The sequence below is a fragment of the Jeotgalibacillus sp. JSM ZJ347 genome (assembly GCF_044383825.1).
In the GTDB taxonomy this organism is placed as follows: domain Bacteria; phylum Bacillota; class Bacilli; order Bacillales; family Jeotgalibacillaceae; genus Jeotgalibacillus.
Genome location: NZ_JBISEN010000002.1, coordinates 825,356 through 845,524, shown reverse-complemented (window position 1 = coordinate 845,524; position 20,169 = coordinate 825,356). Strand labels below are relative to the sequence as shown.

Annotated in this window: 14 protein-coding genes; 6 read left to right on the top strand and 8 right to left on the bottom strand. The window is 42.4% G+C overall.

The genetic code is table 11. The features are described from left to right. The first annotated feature begins 132 nt into the window (after positions 1–132). Together ACH6CZ_RS09745 and ACH6CZ_RS09740 are read left to right on the top strand one after the other, a co-directional pair. Positions 133–771, top strand: a complete 639-nt coding sequence (locus tag ACH6CZ_RS09745; protein ID WP_374097239.1) for a YigZ family protein — start codon at positions 133–135, stop codon at positions 769–771. 156 nt (positions 772–927) lie between these two features. Beyond that, positions 928–2,004, top strand: coding sequence for an LCP family protein (locus ACH6CZ_RS09740; RefSeq protein ID WP_374097238.1), 1,077 nt, complete (start codon positions 928–930; stop codon positions 2,002–2,004). 33 nt (positions 2,005–2,037) lie between these two features. Here ACH6CZ_RS09740 and ACH6CZ_RS09735 read toward each other — a convergent pair whose 3' ends face one another. Continuing rightward, positions 2,038–3,102, bottom strand: a complete 1,065-nt coding sequence (locus ACH6CZ_RS09735) for an S-layer homology domain-containing protein (RefSeq protein ID WP_374097237.1) — start codon at positions 3,100–3,102, stop codon at positions 2,038–2,040. 266 nt (positions 3,103–3,368) lie between these two features. Between ACH6CZ_RS09735 and ACH6CZ_RS09730 the strand changes: the two genes are divergently transcribed. Next, the gene (locus ACH6CZ_RS09730) at positions 3,369–4,475 is read left to right on the top strand and encodes an acyltransferase (protein WP_374097236.1); all 1,107 of its coding nucleotides are present in this window, start codon (positions 3,369–3,371) and stop codon (positions 4,473–4,475) included. A 20-nt stretch (positions 4,476–4,495) separates the two neighbouring features. Here ACH6CZ_RS09730 and ACH6CZ_RS09725 read toward each other — a convergent pair whose 3' ends face one another. Continuing rightward, on the bottom strand, positions 4,496–5,545 hold the full coding sequence (locus tag ACH6CZ_RS09725) for a glycosyltransferase family 4 protein (RefSeq protein ID WP_374097235.1): 1,050 nt from the start codon (positions 5,543–5,545) through the stop codon (positions 4,496–4,498). Positions 5,546–6,189: 644 nt separating this feature from the next. On the opposite strand from ACH6CZ_RS09725, the gene secA2 reads away from it, so the two are divergent. Both secA2 and ACH6CZ_RS09715 read left to right on the top strand, forming a co-directional pair. Next, positions 6,190–8,550, top strand: a complete 2,361-nt coding sequence (gene secA2 / locus ACH6CZ_RS09720; RefSeq protein ID WP_374097234.1) for an accessory Sec system translocase SecA2 — start codon at positions 6,190–6,192, stop codon at positions 8,548–8,550. After that, the gene (locus ACH6CZ_RS09715) at positions 8,551–9,474 is read left to right on the top strand and encodes an accessory Sec system S-layer assembly protein (RefSeq protein WP_374097233.1); all 924 of its coding nucleotides are present in this window, start codon (positions 8,551–8,553) and stop codon (positions 9,472–9,474) included. Positions 9,475–9,578: 104 nt separating this feature from the next. Here ACH6CZ_RS09715 and ACH6CZ_RS09710 read toward each other — a convergent pair whose 3' ends face one another. The 3 genes from ACH6CZ_RS09710 to ACH6CZ_RS09700 all read right to left on the bottom strand — a co-directional run bounded on the left by ACH6CZ_RS09710 (position 9,579) and on the right by ACH6CZ_RS09700 (position 14,127). Beyond that, complete coding sequence (locus tag ACH6CZ_RS09710) at positions 9,579–12,095, bottom strand: phosphodiester glycosidase family protein (RefSeq protein WP_374097232.1); 2,517 nt, start codon at positions 12,093–12,095, stop codon at positions 9,579–9,581. A 579-nt stretch (positions 12,096–12,674) separates the two neighbouring features. Further along, a complete protein-coding gene (locus ACH6CZ_RS09705; protein ID WP_374097231.1) occupies positions 12,675–13,370 on the bottom strand; it encodes a DUF4956 domain-containing protein in 696 nt (231 codons plus the stop codon). 16 nt (positions 13,371–13,386) lie between these two features. Beyond that, a complete protein-coding gene (locus ACH6CZ_RS09700) occupies positions 13,387–14,127 on the bottom strand; it encodes a polyphosphate polymerase domain-containing protein (protein ID WP_374097230.1) in 741 nt (246 codons plus the stop codon). 370 nt (positions 14,128–14,497) lie between these two features. Here ACH6CZ_RS09700 and ACH6CZ_RS09695 point away from each other — a divergent pair, with 370 nt between their 5' ends. Beyond that, a complete protein-coding gene (locus tag ACH6CZ_RS09695; RefSeq protein ID WP_374097229.1) occupies positions 14,498–17,011 on the top strand; it encodes a CotH kinase family protein in 2,514 nt (837 codons plus the stop codon). Positions 17,012–17,099: 88 nt separating this feature from the next. Here ACH6CZ_RS09695 and ACH6CZ_RS09690 read toward each other — a convergent pair whose 3' ends face one another. The 3 genes from ACH6CZ_RS09690 to ACH6CZ_RS09680 form a co-directional block, all read right to left on the bottom strand. After that, entirely contained in the window at positions 17,100–18,233 is a 1,134-nt protein-coding gene (locus ACH6CZ_RS09690; RefSeq protein WP_374097228.1) for a GGDEF domain-containing protein, read from the bottom strand. A gap of 119 nt (positions 18,234–18,352) precedes the next feature. Then, positions 18,353–18,874 (bottom strand): VanZ family protein, encoded by a 522-nt coding sequence (locus tag ACH6CZ_RS09685; RefSeq protein WP_374097227.1) that lies wholly within the window; start codon positions 18,872–18,874, stop codon positions 18,353–18,355. Positions 18,875–19,043: 169 nt separating this feature from the next. Further along, entirely contained in the window at positions 19,044–20,051 is a 1,008-nt protein-coding gene (locus ACH6CZ_RS09680) for a CAP and S-layer homology domain-containing protein (RefSeq protein WP_374097226.1), read from the bottom strand. Between the last annotated feature and the right edge of the window lie 118 nt (positions 20,052–20,169).

The following is a 20,169-nucleotide window of genomic DNA, read 5'->3' as shown; positions in this document are numbered from 1 at the left end:
TCGCGATATTAAAGTTGCATTACAATTGGCGCATATGACATTTCACCTTTGTTGCATCTCTGCAAAAAATGACGCAGCACGCAATTTCTTGTTATAATTGTGTAATAAACAGTCGAAAGTCAGGAGTAAAATATGCTAAAAAAATATTTAACAGTCGCAGGTTATAGTGAAAGCGAGATCACGATTCAAAAATCCCGCTTCATTACCTATACAAAACGAACTGAAACAGAAGAAGAAGCGCAGGCTTTTATACAGGAAATTAAAAAGAAGCACCCTTCTGCGAACCATAACTGCTCAGCCTATATGATTGGCGAGCATGATTTGATTCAGAAAGCGAACGATGATGGGGAACCATCCGGAACTGCCGGTGTCCCAATGCTTGAGGTGTTAAAAAAGCAGGGGTTAAAGGATACAACAGTAGTCGTCACGCGATATTTTGGCGGTATTAAGCTTGGCGGAGGCGGTCTGATCCGTGCGTACGGGAAGTCAGTTACTGAAGGGCTAAAAGCTGCAGGGGTTGTAGAAAGGTCATTAAACCGCATTATGATGTCCAAAATGGATTACACATGGCTTGGAAAAGTAGAGAATGAAGTCAGGTCTTCAAAATACCCTTTAAAAGACATACATTATTTAGATGAAGTGTCTGTTGAAACGTATGTTAAAGAAGATGACGTAGATGCTTTTACTGAATGGATGACTGAACTGACAAATGGTCAGGCTGTCATTAAACAGGGTGATATGGTGTACCGCGAGCAAATTGTAACCGAATAATCGACAATTGTAATGAAAGTTTCATTTTACGGATAGCGGGAAAACAAGTAAAATAGAACCTGGCGATTCTTTTGCCCGTTCTATGACAGGTTTTCCCGGTCATTAGCAGCGTAAGTATGATTTGGAAATCCCTGAGTAAAGGAGCCACAAGAAAATATGGACAGAAAAACGTATAAGAAAAAGGCGAAAGCAAAGCGCGTCAGAAAAGTGATGCTGATGGTGGGATTACCACTGCTTTTAATCGCTGTTTCAGGGCTGGTATATGGAGGTTACCTGATTACTAAAGCTAAAAACGTGGCAGATGAGTCTTACGAAGAAGTTGAAGGAAGAGAACAATCAGAACTTCGTGAAAAAGAAGTTGATCCTGATGTAGACAATGTATCTGTTTTATTCCTTGGCGTGGACGGCAGTGATGTACGTGAAAACGCTGACGGATTTCAAAATGGTACAACCCGTACAGATGCGATCATTCTCGCTACACTGAATAACGAAGATAAATCAATTAAACTGACAAGTATTCCACGTGATACACTTGCATACATTCCTGAAGTTGAATATGAAGACAAAATTAATCACGCGCATGCTTTTGGCGGACCGAAAGCATCAATGGAAGCAGTAGAAGGACTGCTTGATGTACCGGTTGACTATTATGTACGCATGAATTTCTACGCATTTATGGATGTCGTGGACGCGTTAGATGGTGTTGAAGTAGATGTTCCATTTAATATGTATGAAATGGATTCTAATGATACTAAAAATGCAATCTTCCTTCCTGAAGGCGAGCAGATTGTCGATGGTGAAGAAGCACTTGCATTTGTCCGCTCCCGTCATATGGATAGCGATATTGCAAGAGGTGAACGACAGCAGGAAGTCATTGATGCGATTTTAGACAAAGCTAAATCCGCAGGTTCCATTAACCGCTATGCAGATGTCATTGAAGCAGTTGGTGACAATATGAAAACAAACATGAGATTCTCAGAAATGAGATCATTCATGTCATATGCGGTGAATTCAAACCTGTCAGTGGATATGCACACATTGCAGGGTGAAGGCGTCATGTATGACGGTGTTTATTATTATGAAGCTTATGAAGATGAACTGGAAACAGTCCGTTCTGACCTTCGTCAGCATTTGGGATTATCATCATTTGTATCAAATGATGATTCGTCGAGCCTGTCAAATGACAGCGAATTCGGTGAAACTGCCCAGGAAGATGATGAAACACAGTGGTAAAATGAAAAGAGCGCTCAGATGGCGCTCTTTTTCTTATTCTACATTAATTAATTCACTTTCAGCTTCTCCGTTTCTTTCGCTGTAAACCACTCCGTAATCTTCTACAACATAATAAACGTAGCCAGATGAAGGCTCAGTTACTTCAACCGCATCTGTAAATGTGCCAGCCTCAGTTTCAATCGTCACCCCTGTATCAGTAATTTCACGCGGCGTTGTAATACCGACTCCAACTTCCCACGTCGTTCCAATTTCTACTGGGTATCCAAGTACCTGCACGCCTTCAGAATTGAGAATGCCGTAATGTAAGCCATTCACTGCCTCATATTCAATTGTTTGATTCGTTTCTCCAAATTGATTGGTGTTTTCCCACAGGTAATATTGTCCCGATGAATCAATTCCTGCATAAGTAATTTCATCTACTTCACCTGTTGTATAGTACTCAATCGTAAACGTATAAGACTGTTCTCTCGCATAAGAGGTCAGATCTCTAGGTTCTTCCTGAAAATCTTCATTAAGGCTTCTGGCAAGAAATGCTGAGAAATCGGCACGACTGACGCCTTCTGCAGGACGATATGTACCATCTGGGTAACCGTATGTGATATTCGCTTCAAGGAATCTGCTGACATAGTCATATGACGCCATATTGCGGTTTAGATCTATAAAAGAATACGGCGCTTCTTCATCAAAATTGAAAGCACGTGTCAGCAGAATCGCCATTTCACCTCGTGACACTTCTTTTCCAGGTCTGAAAGTTCCATCAGGATATCCGCTGATGATGCCTCTTTCAGTCAGTTCATTAATATAACCGCTAGCTCTGACAGACTCACCAACATCAGAAAACTCACTCGAAGTAGGTGCTTCTTCAAGACCGAGTGAACGTCCGATCATAATCGTTGCTTCCGCTCGCGTCACTTCATTCGCAGGACGGAATGTCCCATCCGGATAACCCGAAATCACATCTTCCTGTTCAAGATACATCATTTCTTCATAAAAACGCTGTGAACTGCTCAGATCTGAAAATTCTGCAGCGCTGGCCGGAGTAAGCAGCATCAGACCTGCTGCAGCCGGAACAAAGCTTCCTAATAATTTCTTTTTCATAAAATCTCTCCTTTTAATTATTTCCTACTCTTTCCATACCTTAACACAGGACTTTATAAACCAGCTTTTTAAAAACTGATTCATTCGAACAGTAAGACGTTATAAAGCGAAAAGTCCCCACTTCATCCCTCTTAATTGCCGGATTTTTTTTCATATACAGGAAAGCCCAGCTTTTAACAGGTATATTTAAGGGTCTAAAAGGGTATTGAGAACTGTTATAAATTCCTTTATAGTCTAAGTTGGTTTAAAGAGGAGTTAATGTCAGCATGAAGAGAGAAATCAAATCAATTTATTATATCCGGACATTTGCAATGCTGATGGTCGTGCTTGTACATGTCACCGCTCCTTATGAGCATTTATTTTCACCTGACACCATTCAGCACTTTTCCTATCACTTTGTGAACCGGATCATCCGCGTAGAAGCCGGCATATTTATTATGCTAGTGGGTATTGTGTTCTTTTACAATTACAGAAACAGGATTTTTACAAAAGACGTATTCTTTCAATACTGGAAAAAGCGCGTCTGGTTTATCCTTGTCCCTTATATTATCTGGTCATTCATTTATGAATATGAAGCATTCTATTATGGTCACAGCGTATTTGTCTGGAGCGAAGTGATTGAGCGCGTTTTGACCGGAGGAAGTAAATATCAGCTGCATTTCATTTTTACAGTCGTCCAGTTTTACCTGATCTTCCCGCTTGTGCTCTGGATTGCACAGAAAAGTCAATTCATCAGAAAGTACATTTGGGTGTTTGGCATTGTAATTGAATTTTACTTTTTCTTCAACAGAGCGCCGTTCGGACTCAGTCAGTACCCGCTTTTTGTTGAAAATATGGGTGCATTTTTACTTGGTGCATCAATCGGACTGTATTATGAAAAAATTACAGCGTATATTACATCTAAAAGAACATGGTTACTTGCAGGCGTTTTTGCCGTTTCATCAGTTGCACTGATTTTAATCCGCTATCAAAATGCATACGGTGCGGAGCGGGTTCCGATTCCTGAATCACTCTATAAAGGCATCGCGATGGTTTTCCTGCTCGTCGGAAGCCTGTTCTTCTTCTTTCTTGCTGAAAAAATGGTTTCAGCTTATAAAGAAGACACTACGACACGTATCAGACAGGTTGCGTATTATTCATTCGGATTTTATTTACTGCATCCACTGATTATCAGACAGATGGAGATTTATCTGCCGATTAAGGAATCCGGCATATCGTGGCACCTCGCCATTTTACTTCACTACATTTTCGTTGTGATCATCTGTTACCTGATTATCTGGTTCTTTCACCGGTTCATACCGGGTGCAGGATTGTTTTACGGTAAATTACCAAAGAAAGCGCCGCTTTTCTGGCAAACAAAAAAAGAAGCCTGATGAGGGCTTCTTTTTTTGTATTAAAATCTGTCGCGCGCTTTTGGTCTGAGACGTTTTAAAAGCGGCTGGTAACTATGATGCACTAAACCAATGCTCTCGACGAACAGCTCAATGGCGATCAGTAGAATTCCGATAATCAGGATTGCTCCCCACACCGTTGACATTGAGAATAGTGTAGCTGCAAGTCCAAACATTGCAGCGATCATGTAAATGATGATCACCGTCTGCTTGTGCGTATAACCCATATCAAGCAGCCTGTGATGCAAATGCGATTTGTCAGGTGCTGATAACGGCTTTTTCTGAACGAGTCTGCGGATGATCGCAAAGAACGTATCTGAAATTGGTACACCAAGAATGATCAGCGGAATAATTAGTGAAATCACTGTTACATTTTTGAACCCCTGAAGGGCCAGCACGGAAATCATAAAGCCAAGAAACAGCGCGCCTGTATCGCCCATGAAAATCTTTGCCGGGTGAAAGTTATAAAATAAAAATCCAAGTATGCTCATCAGAAGGATTAATCCAAGTGACATAACAAACATGTCACCTTTTAACATTGCCATCAGAGTGATGGATACAAGTGCAATCGAGGACACACCTGCTGCCAGACCGTCAAGACCGTCAATCAGGTTAATGGCATTTGTAATGCCGACAATCCATAAAACGGTAATTGGAATACTCAGGAATCCAAATTCAAGCTCTCCGCCAAATGGAAGGTTAATGACTTCAAGGCGAACGCCACCATAAATGACAACTAACGCTGCAGCAAACTGACCGGCAAGTTTTACCTTTGGTGAGATTTCACGGATATCATCGACAACTCCGGTCACAATAATGATAAAGCTTCCGATTAGAACTGGCCATGCGGCTACATCTCCGGGCGACAGAATTAAAAACCCGATGACAAAACTGATATATATTGCCAGACCGCCGATTCGCGGCATAATTTTCTGGTGAACTTTACGATGATTAGGCTTGTCTGTTGCACCGATTAAAAAGGCAAATTTGATTACGAGTGGTGTAATAAGAATTGAGGCAAGCAGACATATGAGTGCAGTTATGAGAATCATCAGGAACCTCCTGTATCTATCTTATCCATTTTTATAATTTTTCAATGCGTTTGTTTTTTCCAAATCATTTTTCCAGTAACTTGCTCAGCTATTAACTTTTGAAATTATAGCACTTTTATGTGTATCAATCTAGCATCATTTTACCTTTTCTTATTTCTCTGTCGAAGGGGGCTGCTGGTTTCCGTTTCAGGCGGATGCTTTCCGCGGCCGGGCGGTGAGCCCGCAGGCTTCGCCATGCCAGGTCTCACCTGTCCCTTCCTGCCGCAGGAGTCACCGCCTTACACTCCAACCATCAGCTGTGCAGATATATGATTGGACTATGACAAAGTCATTATAATAGTAGACGGACTATTTTACGTGCGGGTTTCACTTTTATTGTATTTTTATTAAATTCTCCGATAAGGGGGCTGATGATTGAAGCTCCAGGGGGGACGCTTTACGCTCAAATCATCATTTGTGCAATACAAAATGTTCACTTTTCTATGTTCAAATTCAATAATCTTACACACTATATATTACTTTCACGATTTTAATAGACATTAAACTCCTACCATGTCTCTATCTGACACAGATTTCAATTCAGCTCATTCTTTGGTAAGATAGAAACAGTGCAAAAAATTGCTTTCATTATAAGGAGAAAAAAGATGATTTCACTGTTCAATCAACTTAAAACAAAGAATCAATATAAAAAATATACAAAGCTTGTTGACAAGATCAACCAGCTTGAGCCTGAATTTGAAGTGTTATCAGATCAGGAATTACGTGGAAAAACCGCTCACTTTATTGAACGCTTAGGAAACGGTGAAACAATTGATGATATTAAAGTAGAAGCGTTTGCCACTGTCCGCGAAGCATCAAAACGTGTGCTTGGTATGCGTCACTTTGATGTGCAGCTTGCAGGCGGTCTTGTCCTGACTGAAGGAAATATTGCTGAAATGGCTACAGGTGAGGGGAAAACGCTGGTCGCTTCCCTTCCGAGTTATGTACGTGCGCTTGAAGGCAAAGGTGTACATGTCATCACGGTAAATGAATACCTTGCACGGCGTGATAAAGAAAATATCGGTCAGATTCACGAATATCTGGGACTGCGCGTTGGTCTTAACCTGCCTATGATGCAGGCTGATCAGAAGCAGCTTGCTTATGAAGCTGATATTACATACGGTGTCGGCAGTGAATTCGGCTTTGATTACCTGCGTGACAATATGGTCAAATCATTAGCGGACAGAGTGCAGCGCCCTTATCACTTCGCCATAATTGATGAGGTGGACAGCGTACTCGTCGACGAAGCAAAAACACCTTTAATTGTTGCCGGTAAAATGCCTGCTAACGAAGATTTTCACAGGGTGGCTTCAATGCTTGCAAAGCGCTTCAAAAAAGATGCTGACTATGATTTCGACGAAGAAACGAAAGCAACCTCTCTTACAGACCAGGGAATTGCAAAAGTCGAGGAAGCATTTGATGTTGATAACCTGTATGACCTAGAACACCAGATGCTTTACCATTATGTCATTCAGGCAGTCCGGGCACATGTGATGTTTGAACGCGACGTGGATTACATTGTAAAAGACGGTAAAATACTGCTCGTTGATATGTTCACAGGACGCGTCATGGAAGGACGCACAATGAGTGACGGGCTTCATCAGGCAATTGAAGCCAAAGAAGGCCTTGAGATTACCGATGAAAATAAAACACAGTCCCAGATCACGATTCAGAACTATTTCAGAATGTACCCTGTCCTTTGCGGCATGACAGGTACTGCCAAGACACAAGAGAAAGAGTTCAGGGAAGTATACGGAATGGACGTTGTTCAGATTCCGACAAACCGTCCAAAAGCACGTGTGGATCAGCAGGATAAAGTATTTCAGACGAGCAAGCAGAAGTATACAGCCGTTGTAAAAGAAGTGGCTGCACGTCATGCAAAAGGTCAGCCAGTACTGATTGGTACCTCTTCTATTCTCCAGTCAGATAAAGTTGCTGCCTACCTGAAAGATGCCGGACTCAGCTATCAGCTGTTAAACGCCAAATCGGTTGAGCAGGAAAACGATTTGATTTCACAAGCCGGTCAGCTGAACCAGATTACAATCGCAACCAATATGGCAGGCCGCGGTACAGATATCCTTCTCGGTGAAGGTGTAAAGGATGCCGGCGGATTATTCGTACTGGGTACCGAAAAACACGAAAGCAGACGTGTAGATAATCAGCTGCGCGGAAGATCCGGCCGTCAGGGTGACCCGGGTGAAAGCCAGTTCTTTATTTCACTTGAAGACGATATGTTCCGCCGTTTTGCACGTGAAGAACTTGAAAAGCTGCGTAAAAAGATCAGCCCGGATGGAGACGGTCAGATCGATCAGAAAAACGTCTATGAATTCGTTGAGCGCACCCAGAGAATTGTGGAAGGCGCACACTTTGGACAGCGTGAGTATAACTTGAAGCTAGATGATGTGATCAATGATCAGCGGAAGATTTTATTCAGCCTGCGTGACCGCGTACTTGAAAAACGCGATCTTGACGGACTTTTAAAAGAGATGACAGATAACACAATTAAAGGATCGATTGAAAAATACTGCCCTGAAGACGCACCAGAAGAAAGCTGGGACGTAAGAAAAGCTCAGTCTCAGATCAATAAGTGCCTGTTAAATCAACCGTCATGGCCACGCTCGGTGGATCACGTCAGACAGCTTGAAGAAGCCGTATCACCTGAGCGTGAACGACTGTTTGAAGCGATTGACCGCTCTGCTGAAGACAGAAGATTTCTTGAAGGCATCAAAGGTGTCATTCAGATGCAGATTGATCAGCAGTTCGTGCGTCACATTGAAAGCATGTTAAGACTGAAAGAGGGAATCGGTCTGCGCAGCTACCAGCAGGAAGATCCAATGCGCATTTATCAGCGTGAAGGGTTCGAGTTATTCGAATATCACTTTAGAGAAATTGAAAAGCGCAGCGTCATCGCGTGTACGGCTATGATTGCAAGACACCAGGAAATTCAACAACAGGGAGTGAAATAAATGTCTATTTTCTCAATTTTTTCAAAGCAGAAGAAAGATATGACTAAAAGCGGCCGTGACTCCGCTGTCGCCTCAGATCAGCTGACCGGTGGTAAAAACCAGTCATCAGCTGATCGTGAAGTAACGACAAAACTGTCTTTTCATCCTGAATGGACAGTGGAAAAAGAAAAAGAATATGTCTACCGATTCTTAAACAATGACCTGGCACCGTTAAAGCCAAACCAGCTTTCACTGTCAGGGATTGATATTGAAAGAAATGAGCGAAACGGTGACCTGCACGTCACAGCATTCGTACGTCAGAGTCTGGCAAAGCCCATTAACCTGAAGAAAACTGATCTTGTACTTTTAGATCAGAATGAGCAGGTGATCGCGAAAAAACAATTCGACTTATCAGAGCTCGGTCAGCTTCCTGCAGAAAGCAGCCGTCCGTGGATTTTCATTTTCGACAAAGCATCACAGACTGAAACCGAGATTCCGGAACAGGACTGGCAGCTGTCATTCCTCTTAAATGCAGGCAGCGAACACCGACTTGATTTTGATCCAGCCTGGGAAAAGTCACTCGATGATCAACAAAAACAGGCTATTGAAACATTATACAAACGCCTGCCTGAATTGAAAAAAGATCAGGTTAACCTGACAGGCATCCAACAAAAACTTGACGCTGAAGGTAACCTGCAGGTAGACGTATTTATCCGAAACACATACGAAAAAGAATTGTCATTTGAACAGATTCCACTGCTCGTGCAGAACGAGGAAAAAGAAATCGTCGCTCAGGGGACTTTCAAACTCGATCAATTCAAAGTAAAAGCCAACTCAACAAAACCATGGCGCTTTATTTATCCTGCCTCAACGCTGAAAGATTATCAGCCTGACAAGATGAAATCATGGAATGTGCAGGTGGTTCAGTCTGCAGATAAGATTTAGTTTTATACGTATGCTCTCTGTGTTTATTGGCAGAGGGCTTTTTTGTGTGCCGCCTGTACCAAGTAAAAACACCCTCTGCAATTCAACTGCAGAGGGTGTTTCCTTTAGTTAATCTTAAACGTTGTGATACTATCCTTATCCATCAGAATGCCATTTTCAGATTCAGCATAGCGTGTAACGACGAGCTGATAAGTCTTTCCTGGCGTGTAGCCGCCTGATGGTGGAGTGACTGTCAGCTTGTCGCCATCAAGTGCTTTTACCGCTACATTTTGCCTCACACCGCTCTGGTCTGTGACGTATGCATTTACATTATTCAATGTGGCCGCGTCCATTTTACGGCTGAAACGTACAGTCCATACTTTATCTGAATTTACATTTTTCACGTTTGTTGTGTTTGTAAATGCAGGTTCTTCATACTGTGATGTGTAAAGTGCTTTCACATCATCAATATAAATGAAGCCTTTATTTTTTTGTGCAGAAGACGTTTCTGCAATATAAATTGACTTAAATGAAAGTGGCAATGTCAGGTTCCCCGGAACGTCTGCTTCGACGAACTTCCAGCCCTTCCAGTCAAGTCCGCCTTCTTCTGTAAAGCTGATTGTATGACTTCTGCCATTGGCATCCTCAACTGTTCCTCTCAGCCAGTGGTTCTCACCGTCTCCGTAAACCCAGGCTCCTATTGCTTCAGGACGTCCCGGCAGCTTCACGCCGTTCTTCATTGTGACGTAAGCGGCTGAAGTCGCAGATCCTGTATTTCTGAAATCATAGTCAAGCTTAAGTGAAGCACTTCCCTGCTTTGGCTGAAGGACTTTTTCAAGTGAGCCCGAGGCCTTTCCGTTTACAGCTGTATAATTCATTGGTGTTACAGATTCAAATCCGTTTGCTGCAAAAGGTTTGTTTGTAACAGTTACAGGAATGGAAGCTGTATTCGATCCAAACTTCGCTGTAATCGTTCCTGATGCTTCAGAAGCTGCTGCAATAAAGCGGCCGTTTGCAATTGCTCCGGCGTTTCCGCTCACGCTCAGTTCAATATCATCTTCATCCAGCGTGATTGTCTGGCCATCCAGTCTGCCTTTTACCGAAAGCGGTACTGATTCTGAAAGGCCGATTCTGATTTCAGATGGTGCAATCAGCAGCTGATCAAGCTTGTCTGTTACAGTAACCGGCACGCGCGCTGATTGTCCTTCATAGCCAACTACAACCGATCCGCTTCCTGAATTCGTTGCTTTAAATTCTCCATTTACAATCTCACCAACGCCACCTTCAACACTTAACGGCGTGACTTTGTTCTGATCAATTGTCAGTGGATTGAAATACTGATCCAGTACATAATCTGCTTTAAAATTAAGTGTGTTGCCTTTAAATACTGCCCCGCTTTCTTCCGGTGACACTTTTAAGTATCTCGGAGAACCGTATGGTGCAGTACTCACTGCCTGAATCGTAGCTGAGACTGAACGTTCCCAGCCGTCAGATGGTTTGTTTACTAGCGTTGCATAAGGATTACCGTACTTTCTTGTAACCATTGCAGTTGACCCGCCGCCATCAAGGTTGATCGCCTGATGTGCGCCGATATTTACCAGATAATTCGCAAATTCAGGCAGTGTCATGCCGGCACTGTGACCAGCCTGACGTCCATCTACTGTGACCATAAATACTTTTTCACCAGTGCGGTCAACAGCGACTGCCGTTCTCGGCGCGCGTGATGTTGTGCGGGGGCTTGTCGGATCGATTGAAAGCTTTCTGACACCGTCCTGAACAAGCAGTGGTCCGGAAGCGAGCATAAATTCTGCATTCTGCCACCTCTGGTCTACATTGATATTCAGGTCAATCGAATCTCCAACCTTCATGTCGCGCAGTTTCGCTGCTTCAGTTCCCTGGGCTGACAGCACGTAGCCATCATCAGGAATCGTTGCACTCGTATGCTGTCCATACGGGCGGATTGACGAAACCTTACCAGTGACCTTCTCCCCAAACTCAAGTCCGTGGTCAACAGTTTTGGATACGCCTCTTACAACAACTTCAAGACCAAATGAGTTTGTCATTGTGCGGTCATCACGATGTCCCGGCGTAAAAAGTACACCTTCATCTGCTTCACGCACTTTATTCAATCCTTTAAAAGTAAACGACTTTCCATTATGCGTGACGTTAACGCCCATGTCATAACGGTCAACCATCGCTTTACCGCTGCTATTCACACCGAATGCTGCCGGTGTAAACATATAGTCTGTGTAGGAAGCGGAGATGCCGCCAAGGTTATCAATCTTATTATTTCTCGCGACCAGATAGGATGAGAGTCTTGTTTCCAGATGGAAAAATGACGCATTGATTGCTCCTACTACGTGATTGCGCTCGGCTGAATTCTGCATCGCCGTTTTTGAAACAGTTGCAACAGAATTAATCGGGCTTGGTACGCCGAGATTAACCTTTGCATAAGGGTTTGTTAAATCAATTTCAGTAATATTGGCTGCCTGTGGATAGCCGGAGACAGTCAATCTTTCTGATTCGTGTGAGATCCCGGGTGACAGTGTCATTGAAGCCGCTGCACTCGGTGAGACTAGTGATATTCCTAAAGCCATAACGACGAGAATCTTAAAAACAAATAGACTTGCTTGATTTTTCAACGTATGTACTCCCTTTTTTTCATTATATTTCTTACAATACACCCATTTTACAGGAGAATTACAAATTGCTCACCATGTACAAAGTGCTATTTTTTGTAAGGTGATGATGGCTGTGGTGAAAAGGTAGTGGATGTGCGGTGTGGTTTATAAATGATGGGGTTTCCGGGTGGGGTGCCGGGTTTTTGTGCGGTTCGTCCCGATTTGCGTGCGGTTCACCTGGGTTAGTGTGCGGTTCAACACGATTTGCGTGCGGTTTGTCCATTTAGTGCATTTTACGTGCGGTTCACCTATCGGCCCCACTTTCATGCAGCCCTCGAAAACCACAAAAAGGAAAGAAGTCTGCCTCCACTGCCCGGCAGACTTCTTTCCTCGACTCAACCAAAGTCATATTGTGTTTCCATATGCTAGCCATCAAAACAAGTGTAAGAAACCACAAGCCCATTGTACCATAAATTTCATGTCATGATTAGTCTTTTTTCATAAATAATTGATGTGCATGCGTTGTGGGAAAAGAACCATCTGATTCGGTAAATCAGCGTCAAAAAACAGCTTTTACATCACAACGAGCAGCAAACTGTTTTAATAATACATCTCTGTACTCAGATAATTGACCGAGACTTTCAGATTACCGTTCATTTTTCTGAGTTCATCCATCACTTCTTTATCACGCACACCCTCTTTTGTCTGGACAATGTAATCAAGCTGAATCATCGTGCCCAGATTCGTTGTTTCAATTGAACGGAGCGCGTAGGACTTCATATATTTAGATAGAACCTGCTCGAACTTGTGCTCGTCATGCAGGTTTTCAGGTACTGTAAGCGTCAGACGCTTTCTTGAGGAACCTGTTTTACCAAAATTGATAAAATACAGGAACATGATAATAATTGATAACGACACAGTGAAAATAATCGCCAGGATATAAAAACCGAGTCCACATGCAATCCCTGTTGCCATGCCGAAAAAGATGAAGGCGATATCTTTCGGATCACTCATTGCGCTTCTGAAACGGATAATGGAAAATGCTCCGACCAGGCCGAACGCCACAGCGACATTATTACCGATTACGATCATAATTACTGATACAACAACACCCATAATAATGATGGTCTGGACAAAAGACTGTGAGTAGCGCGCCCCTGTGTGTGTAAATCTGTATATGACAGCGACGATGGTTGTCAGAATAAAACTTAGAATAATTGCTGCAAATGCTTCAAGTACCGTCAGCCTGGATGTAACATCTGCAAGCTGCTGTACTTCGTTGAAAAACGAATTCATCACTTCACCTGAACCTTTAGTTTATTTTCTGCTGTTTATGAATGTTTGTTGTTAAATCAATGCTTGTGCAATACTTTGAGACGCTTTGTTTGGGCAACTCGAATTCGCTTAACAGCCTAGCGAGCCAAAAAGGTACGCTGTTGGACACTTTTACCTCAAGCACGACATAACCCGGATCAATAAAATACTGACCCCGCGGCCCGTTCTCAATCCGGAGATCATCATTGCGGCACATCAGGTTATAATCAAATGTCACCCTTAAATCTTTTTCTTCTATCCCCATAAATGCCTGCCGGTCATAGCTCACAACCACTTTTGGCTTCAAATCATACAAATCTTTGAAATGCAGTACTTCTCGCATAATCTGAGGATTTGAAGGGTTGTACTTTGAAAGATCAGCATTCCACTGAGGCTCTTTAATTGATTCATAAGCTTCATTCAAAGGAATCACCGTACGCCGCTTATTCACGACATTTTTAAACTTCTGTTTCACTTCAAAAAACGCCTGACTATTCAGATCTGCCTGATCATAAATGCGCAGTCTCAGCTTCTGTCTGAAACGCAGCTTATTTCTTGTTTCGTAATAAATTTTATAGTCATCAGAATCAAAATACAGACTGATAATATTATACTTACCTTCCGGATTGCCATATGTATCAACATTCATATGCGGCATAATCGCCTCTCTGAATCTCTTATATTGATCCATTGTAATTAAATACTTTAATTCATATCTCTTAAAAATTTCCTGCGCCATTTTTTCACCTGCTTTCATTCAAACTAATTGGCTCTGTATAGGTGGGCTGGTGATCTCCTCTTCAGTGGGACGCTTTTCGGACGGTGAACTGTTTTATGGTCCAATCTTTATCGCTCGGTAAGCCGGCGGGGCCTCAAGCCTCCCTCTATTCTTCCCGGAGTACCCCCCTGCAGCGAGAACCACCACCTATGCAATTAACAAATATTGCATTTCAAAACCGCTCTATAACAACAATAATTTTACATTCTTTAATTAATTGTAAAGAAATATTAAGAAAATGTAAAAATTATTACTATAAGCTAGTATACTTGAGATGGAAGACATTTCAAAGTGTCACTTGATGTTGTAAGACGTCAATTTAGGAGGATTTATGAAAAAAATATTACTGTTAATATTGCTGGCAGTTACGGGTGCAGCATTATTTTTTATTACATACAGTCTTGCAAATGAGTCAATTGATTTTGATGAAAGCTTTGAGGAAGCTGTCAGGATAGAGTTAGGACTCGGTGAAAGAACGCTGAGTGAAAATATTACACGTGATGTGGAAATGCTCGATTTGAGAGAATACAACCTGACGAGTATTGAAGGGATTCAGTATTTCAAAAATCTGAAAGTACTTGATCTCAGAAATAATGTGATAGAAGATGCTTCCCCTCTAAAAGACCTGAAGCATTTAACTGAAGCAAACCTGAGTTTTAATCAAATTGAAGAAGTCCGGTTTTCAAGTACTTCAATGACACAGCTGGATCTTGAGGGAAATAAATTAACGGATCTGTCCTTTGTTGAAAATCTGCCGCAGCTGATTGACCTGAACGTCAGAGATAACTTTATTCAGGATCTTTCTCCGGTGTCATCTCTTGTTCACCTGATTGAACTGAATATCCGTGGAAATCAGATCAGTTCTCTGGCGCCTTTATCCGTATTACCGCACCTTGAGGATTTGAATGCGAGAAATAATCAGATTAAGGATGTCACGCCAATTAGTGAATTGCCATTGAACGACAGACTCTACTTATCAGGAAATGGCATTACAGATTTTGCACCGTTAATTACGATTGCTGATAGTACGTATGATATTGACTTTGAGATTACGTCTACTCCGCCTACTTTTTCTATTAAAAGCGGCAGCATCTCACGGGGGGCTGAATTGCTGATTGAAGCTGATCACAATACAAAGATTTTTTACACGACAGACGGTTCTGATCCGACATTGAAATCGAATGTCTATACTGAAGCGATTGTATTAAATGAAGATTTACTTAAAAGTCAGACACTTTTATCAAATACTGATACATCACCAATGAGTGCGCCGCGTGAACTTAACCGGCAGGATGTTCAAAAGGGGATTACGATCAAAGCCCTTGGCTACTTCGAAGGCACATTAAGCCCAATTGCCACTGAAACGTATTTATTCAATGAGGAGCATCAGTTTCCGGTCGTGTCGATTACAATGGATCCTGATGATCTGATTGATGAAAAAGAAGGGATTTATGTACCAGGCGTTTATCATGATGAAGCAATTGAGCGGTCGGGCAATTATTTTCAATCCGGACGCGAGTGGGAAAAGACCGCTTACCTCCACTACTTTGAACCAGACGGCACGCTTGGATTTGAACAGGATATTGGCGTCAGAATTAACGGCGGCTACACGCGCCGGTTCCCGCAAAAGAGCCTGCGCATATACCCGAGAAGCGATTACGGCCAAAGCAGAATTTACTATTCGATTTTTGAAGACCGCGAATATGCGGAGTTTAATCAGCTGATCTTACGAAACGGAGGGAATGATTGGTACAGCACGATGATGCGTGATGTGCTGATGCAGTCGCTGATCATGGATCGGGGAATGGATTTCCAGGCGTATCAGCCTGTTACAGTTCTTTTAAACGGTGAATATTTCGGTATTCATTTCATTAGAGAGCGTTATACAGCTGAGTACCTTGAAGTTGCCTATAACCTTGAGGAAACAGAAGCAACAATTCTCGAGAGTGATGTTTCGGGTAAAAGAGGGTTCGTTGTAGATGAAGGACTCGCTGGAGATGATCGTCATTATAACGAGATGTACGATTATATCCATGAACATGACATGTCTGACCCGGACCATTTATCTTTTATCGAAGAGCAGATGGACCTTGATAACTTCCTTGAATATGTAGCTTATCAGGTATACTATGCAAATTTTGATTCATTCTCCAATAACACCTCCATCTGGCGCAAAAAAACAGCCTATCATCCGGAAGCGCCTCAAGGTCATGACGGAAGATGGCGCTGGATGCTTTTTGATACTGACTTTGGTATGGGCTACAGTCCACAGGAAGGCTCATTCAATCAAGATACATTCACATGGGTGATGAGAGATCACCCGTCAGTGTCGATGTTCCGTAATCTTATGCAAAATGAAGCGGTACAGAATCAATTCGTCAGTATTCTGAATGACCTGTTAAATGAAAACTTCAGTACGGGGCATGTGCTGTCAGAAATCGACCGCATTCAATCTCAAATTGAACCAGGTATGAATGAACATATTAAAAGGTGGGGGTACATCAATTCAGTTAATGAGTGGCGTGAAAACGTTGATCACCTGCGTGAATTTGCAGTTAAACGTCCATCTGTTCTGAGAGGTCAGCTTCAAAGAAGGCTTAATATCGGTAACACATCTCTCGCAACGTTTAAGCTTGAAGGTATGGAGTCAGTTAAAATTAACTCGCTTGAAATTAATCAGCCTGAGTGGAGCGGAACGTTCTTTTCAAATGTACCTGTTATCATTACGTCTGAAAAAAGACTGAGCGGCATTGAAGGTATGGAGCTGATATCTGATGAAGACGGCAAGTTTACTTATCAGGTGCAGATCACATCGGAGCGGACATTCACGCTGATCGGGAGATAGACCTGATTGATTTTAACATGATTCAGGCGGTGCAGCTGGTTCGGGGTTTGACGGTTCTACTTTTGGAATCCTTCTAAAAGTGAGCCGCTCAACTCCGCCCCCACTGTGCCGCCTCTTTGTTATGCCTGATTATATCTGCACCACATTCACACACTGCCACCTGATTCCTGCCATTATGTTTAGCCTGATAAAGTGCACTGTCAGCAAGTTCAAACAGATTTTCCCCGAGTGCTTCACTCTGATAAAAATCGGCCACACCGGCTGATATGGTGATGGTGATATGTAAATCATCCTCTATGTGAAATGTTACTTCTTCAATCCGTTTTCTGATCATCTCAGCTTTTTGAACAGCTGTTTCAAGCTTATAGTCAGGCAGAAGCAGCGTAAACTCCTCTCCTCCGTTTCTTGAGAGAATATCGTCCTTTACTGTATATTTCTTCAAAACCGATGCTAACTTAATTAATATGTCATCTCCGGCAGTATGTCCAAAGGAATCATTTATTTTTTTGAAGTGATCAATATCGATGACAATGATTGAAAACGTCCTCCCCGCCTCCTGGGCAGCCTGATAAAATTTATTATAATAGTAATCAAACGTCCGCACATTATTCAGGCCTGTTAAAGGATCCTTCAGGGCATCTTTCTTATATTCGAAATACAGATCAGTTCCCCGCCTGATGTATATTGCAAAATACATGACAAGAAAGCCGCCGATAAATGTACTGATGATGTGCATAACCGCGTAATCCCATATCGCAGGAAAATCAGGTGAGACAAGTACAAGTGCCAGCGAGAAGATAAGCTGACTGTACCCTAGCATTAAAGCCCACTTCGGCCACCTGTTCATTTTCACATACTGACTGATTAGACCACAGCCGACACTAATGAATATGATCATTACGAGTGCGACATGTGAAGAAATATTTACGTCGATCATATACCTCCCTGCAATGATCATTGCTCCAGCAATTAATGCAGGTATCATCCCTCCCAAGAAGGCAACCATCGCAATCGCAACGTGGCGCAAATCAAGGATCGTGATATCATTTACAGCCAGGCTGAAGTTCATTAATAAAATGCCGAAGAAACCTGCAATGATTCCATCAACTACTTTCAGTTTCAGAGGGGCATCAAGGGTCAGCTTATTGTGTTTGAACAAATGATGCCAGATAAAAACAAATGTAATCATAATTGAAATGTTAACAAACAGCTCCCTTATCATGAAGTTCCCTCCTTTTATCATAATAATACCACTTTCCCCTTACATTTATCTTACGCAAACTAAAATTTCAGATAATTTAAGCCCAAAAGCAGCTTCTTAGCATTTGGGCTTATTGATACTTAAATATTCGGTTTGCTGAATGCTTTTTTTAACAAAAGGGCAACTGCCAGTCCAATCAGACCTCCCAGCATATCAAGGATGACATCATTGACACTTGAGGTTCTTCCGCCTGTCAATTGCTGATGATATTCGTCTGCCATTGCAATCAGTAACGTGAGGAAAAGTGTCAGTGCAATAGACCGCCATGTAAATTTCAACAGATAAAAAATCACGTGATACATAAAAAAGCTGATTAGAAAAAAGATTCCGAGATGTGCACCTTTGCGGATTAAGAATTCTGTGAACCCTGCATAACCGTGCGTGTCAACGCTGATCCATCTGCCGCCGTAGGGCACACTGAACTGAGCAATGAGATGCCTGTACCAGTCAGCCGAAGTCCACTGCTCGAGAAAAGGAATAATCGACTGTTCCTCATAGGTCTGTGAAGAAGAATAATAGATGATGCCGATTAATATAAATAAAGGGATGCAGCGTATGACTGCACCCGTTAATCTGTTAGAAATGATGTCGTTTGTGTTCATGTGGATCCACCTTATATGTTAGATAGGTTTTGATATGACGGATAATAGTTATAGTTGGAGCTGCACAAAAATATTAATCTTGTCAACATGACTAATTGTACGATCTATCCTACCACACTTTTCCTTCTTTTTGAAAACCGGACCCCACAATCACACCTCTTCGTTCACTTTATCTGCCAAGGAAGATTTGAACATAATACGTTCTGTATGTTCCTCCTTCAGCATAGCCAATACCTACATGTGTATACGATTCATTTAACATATTCGCTCTGTGCCCCGGACTGTTCATCCAGGCATTCATCACTTCTGTCACACTGCTTTGACCGCCAGCAATATTTTCACCCGCAGCTCGGTAGCTGACGTTAAATTCCCGCAGCATGTCAAATGGGGAACCGTAGCGTGGTGAGTTATGTGAAAAATATTGATTCTCCATCATATCCTCGGCCTTCAATTGCGCGACGTTCTGCGCGTCATCTGCAATCTGAAGGGAGGAAAGACCGTTTGCCCTTCTGATTTCGTTAATCTGATCAAGCATCTCTTCTGCAACTGGATTCTCTTCCACAACAGGCGGTCCGCCACCATTTAATTCAAACACACGTGTCAAAAATGCTGAGAGCTGTGACCGGTTCACTTCACCACTCGGATCATAAGTCGCAGATGATGTCCCTTCAGTCAGCCCATTTGCATAAAGTGTCATAATCCAATCATGCGCCCAGTATGACGGGGGAACATCTGAGAGATTTTTTGATACAAAACCTTCAAGGTTAAAAGCTTCTGTAAGAATTTTAGCCATCTCTGCTCTCGAGAGCGTATCATCAGGATTAAAACGGGATGCTTTCGCAAAAACCCCTTCATCTGTCAGCGCGGCAATATAATCATATCCTGCCACTGAACTGCTGACATCAAGAAAACCGGGATCCGGACGCCCTGAAGTATCAATTTGAACCGCTCTACCAACCATAATTGCCGCCTGGTTCCGCTTCACTCCGGCATAAGGTCTGAAAGAACCATCCGGAAACCCGCTGATCACCTGACGTCCTGACAGCTCCATAATTTCCTCAAAAGCCCAGTCGTCCTCACTCAGATCCGTAAAAGACCTTGCTGAAGATTCCCCGGGAAATAAAAACGCTGTCAAAAATAATAGAATCGCTGTGTTAAGAATCGTCCATTTTTTCAAATTCATATCCTCCTTTTACATATATCTCTACTCTTATCATAACGAATGATAGGTGTGTAGAAAGGATCATTTTTATTTAAGCTTTATTATAGTCCATTATTATAATTGCACAGCTGTT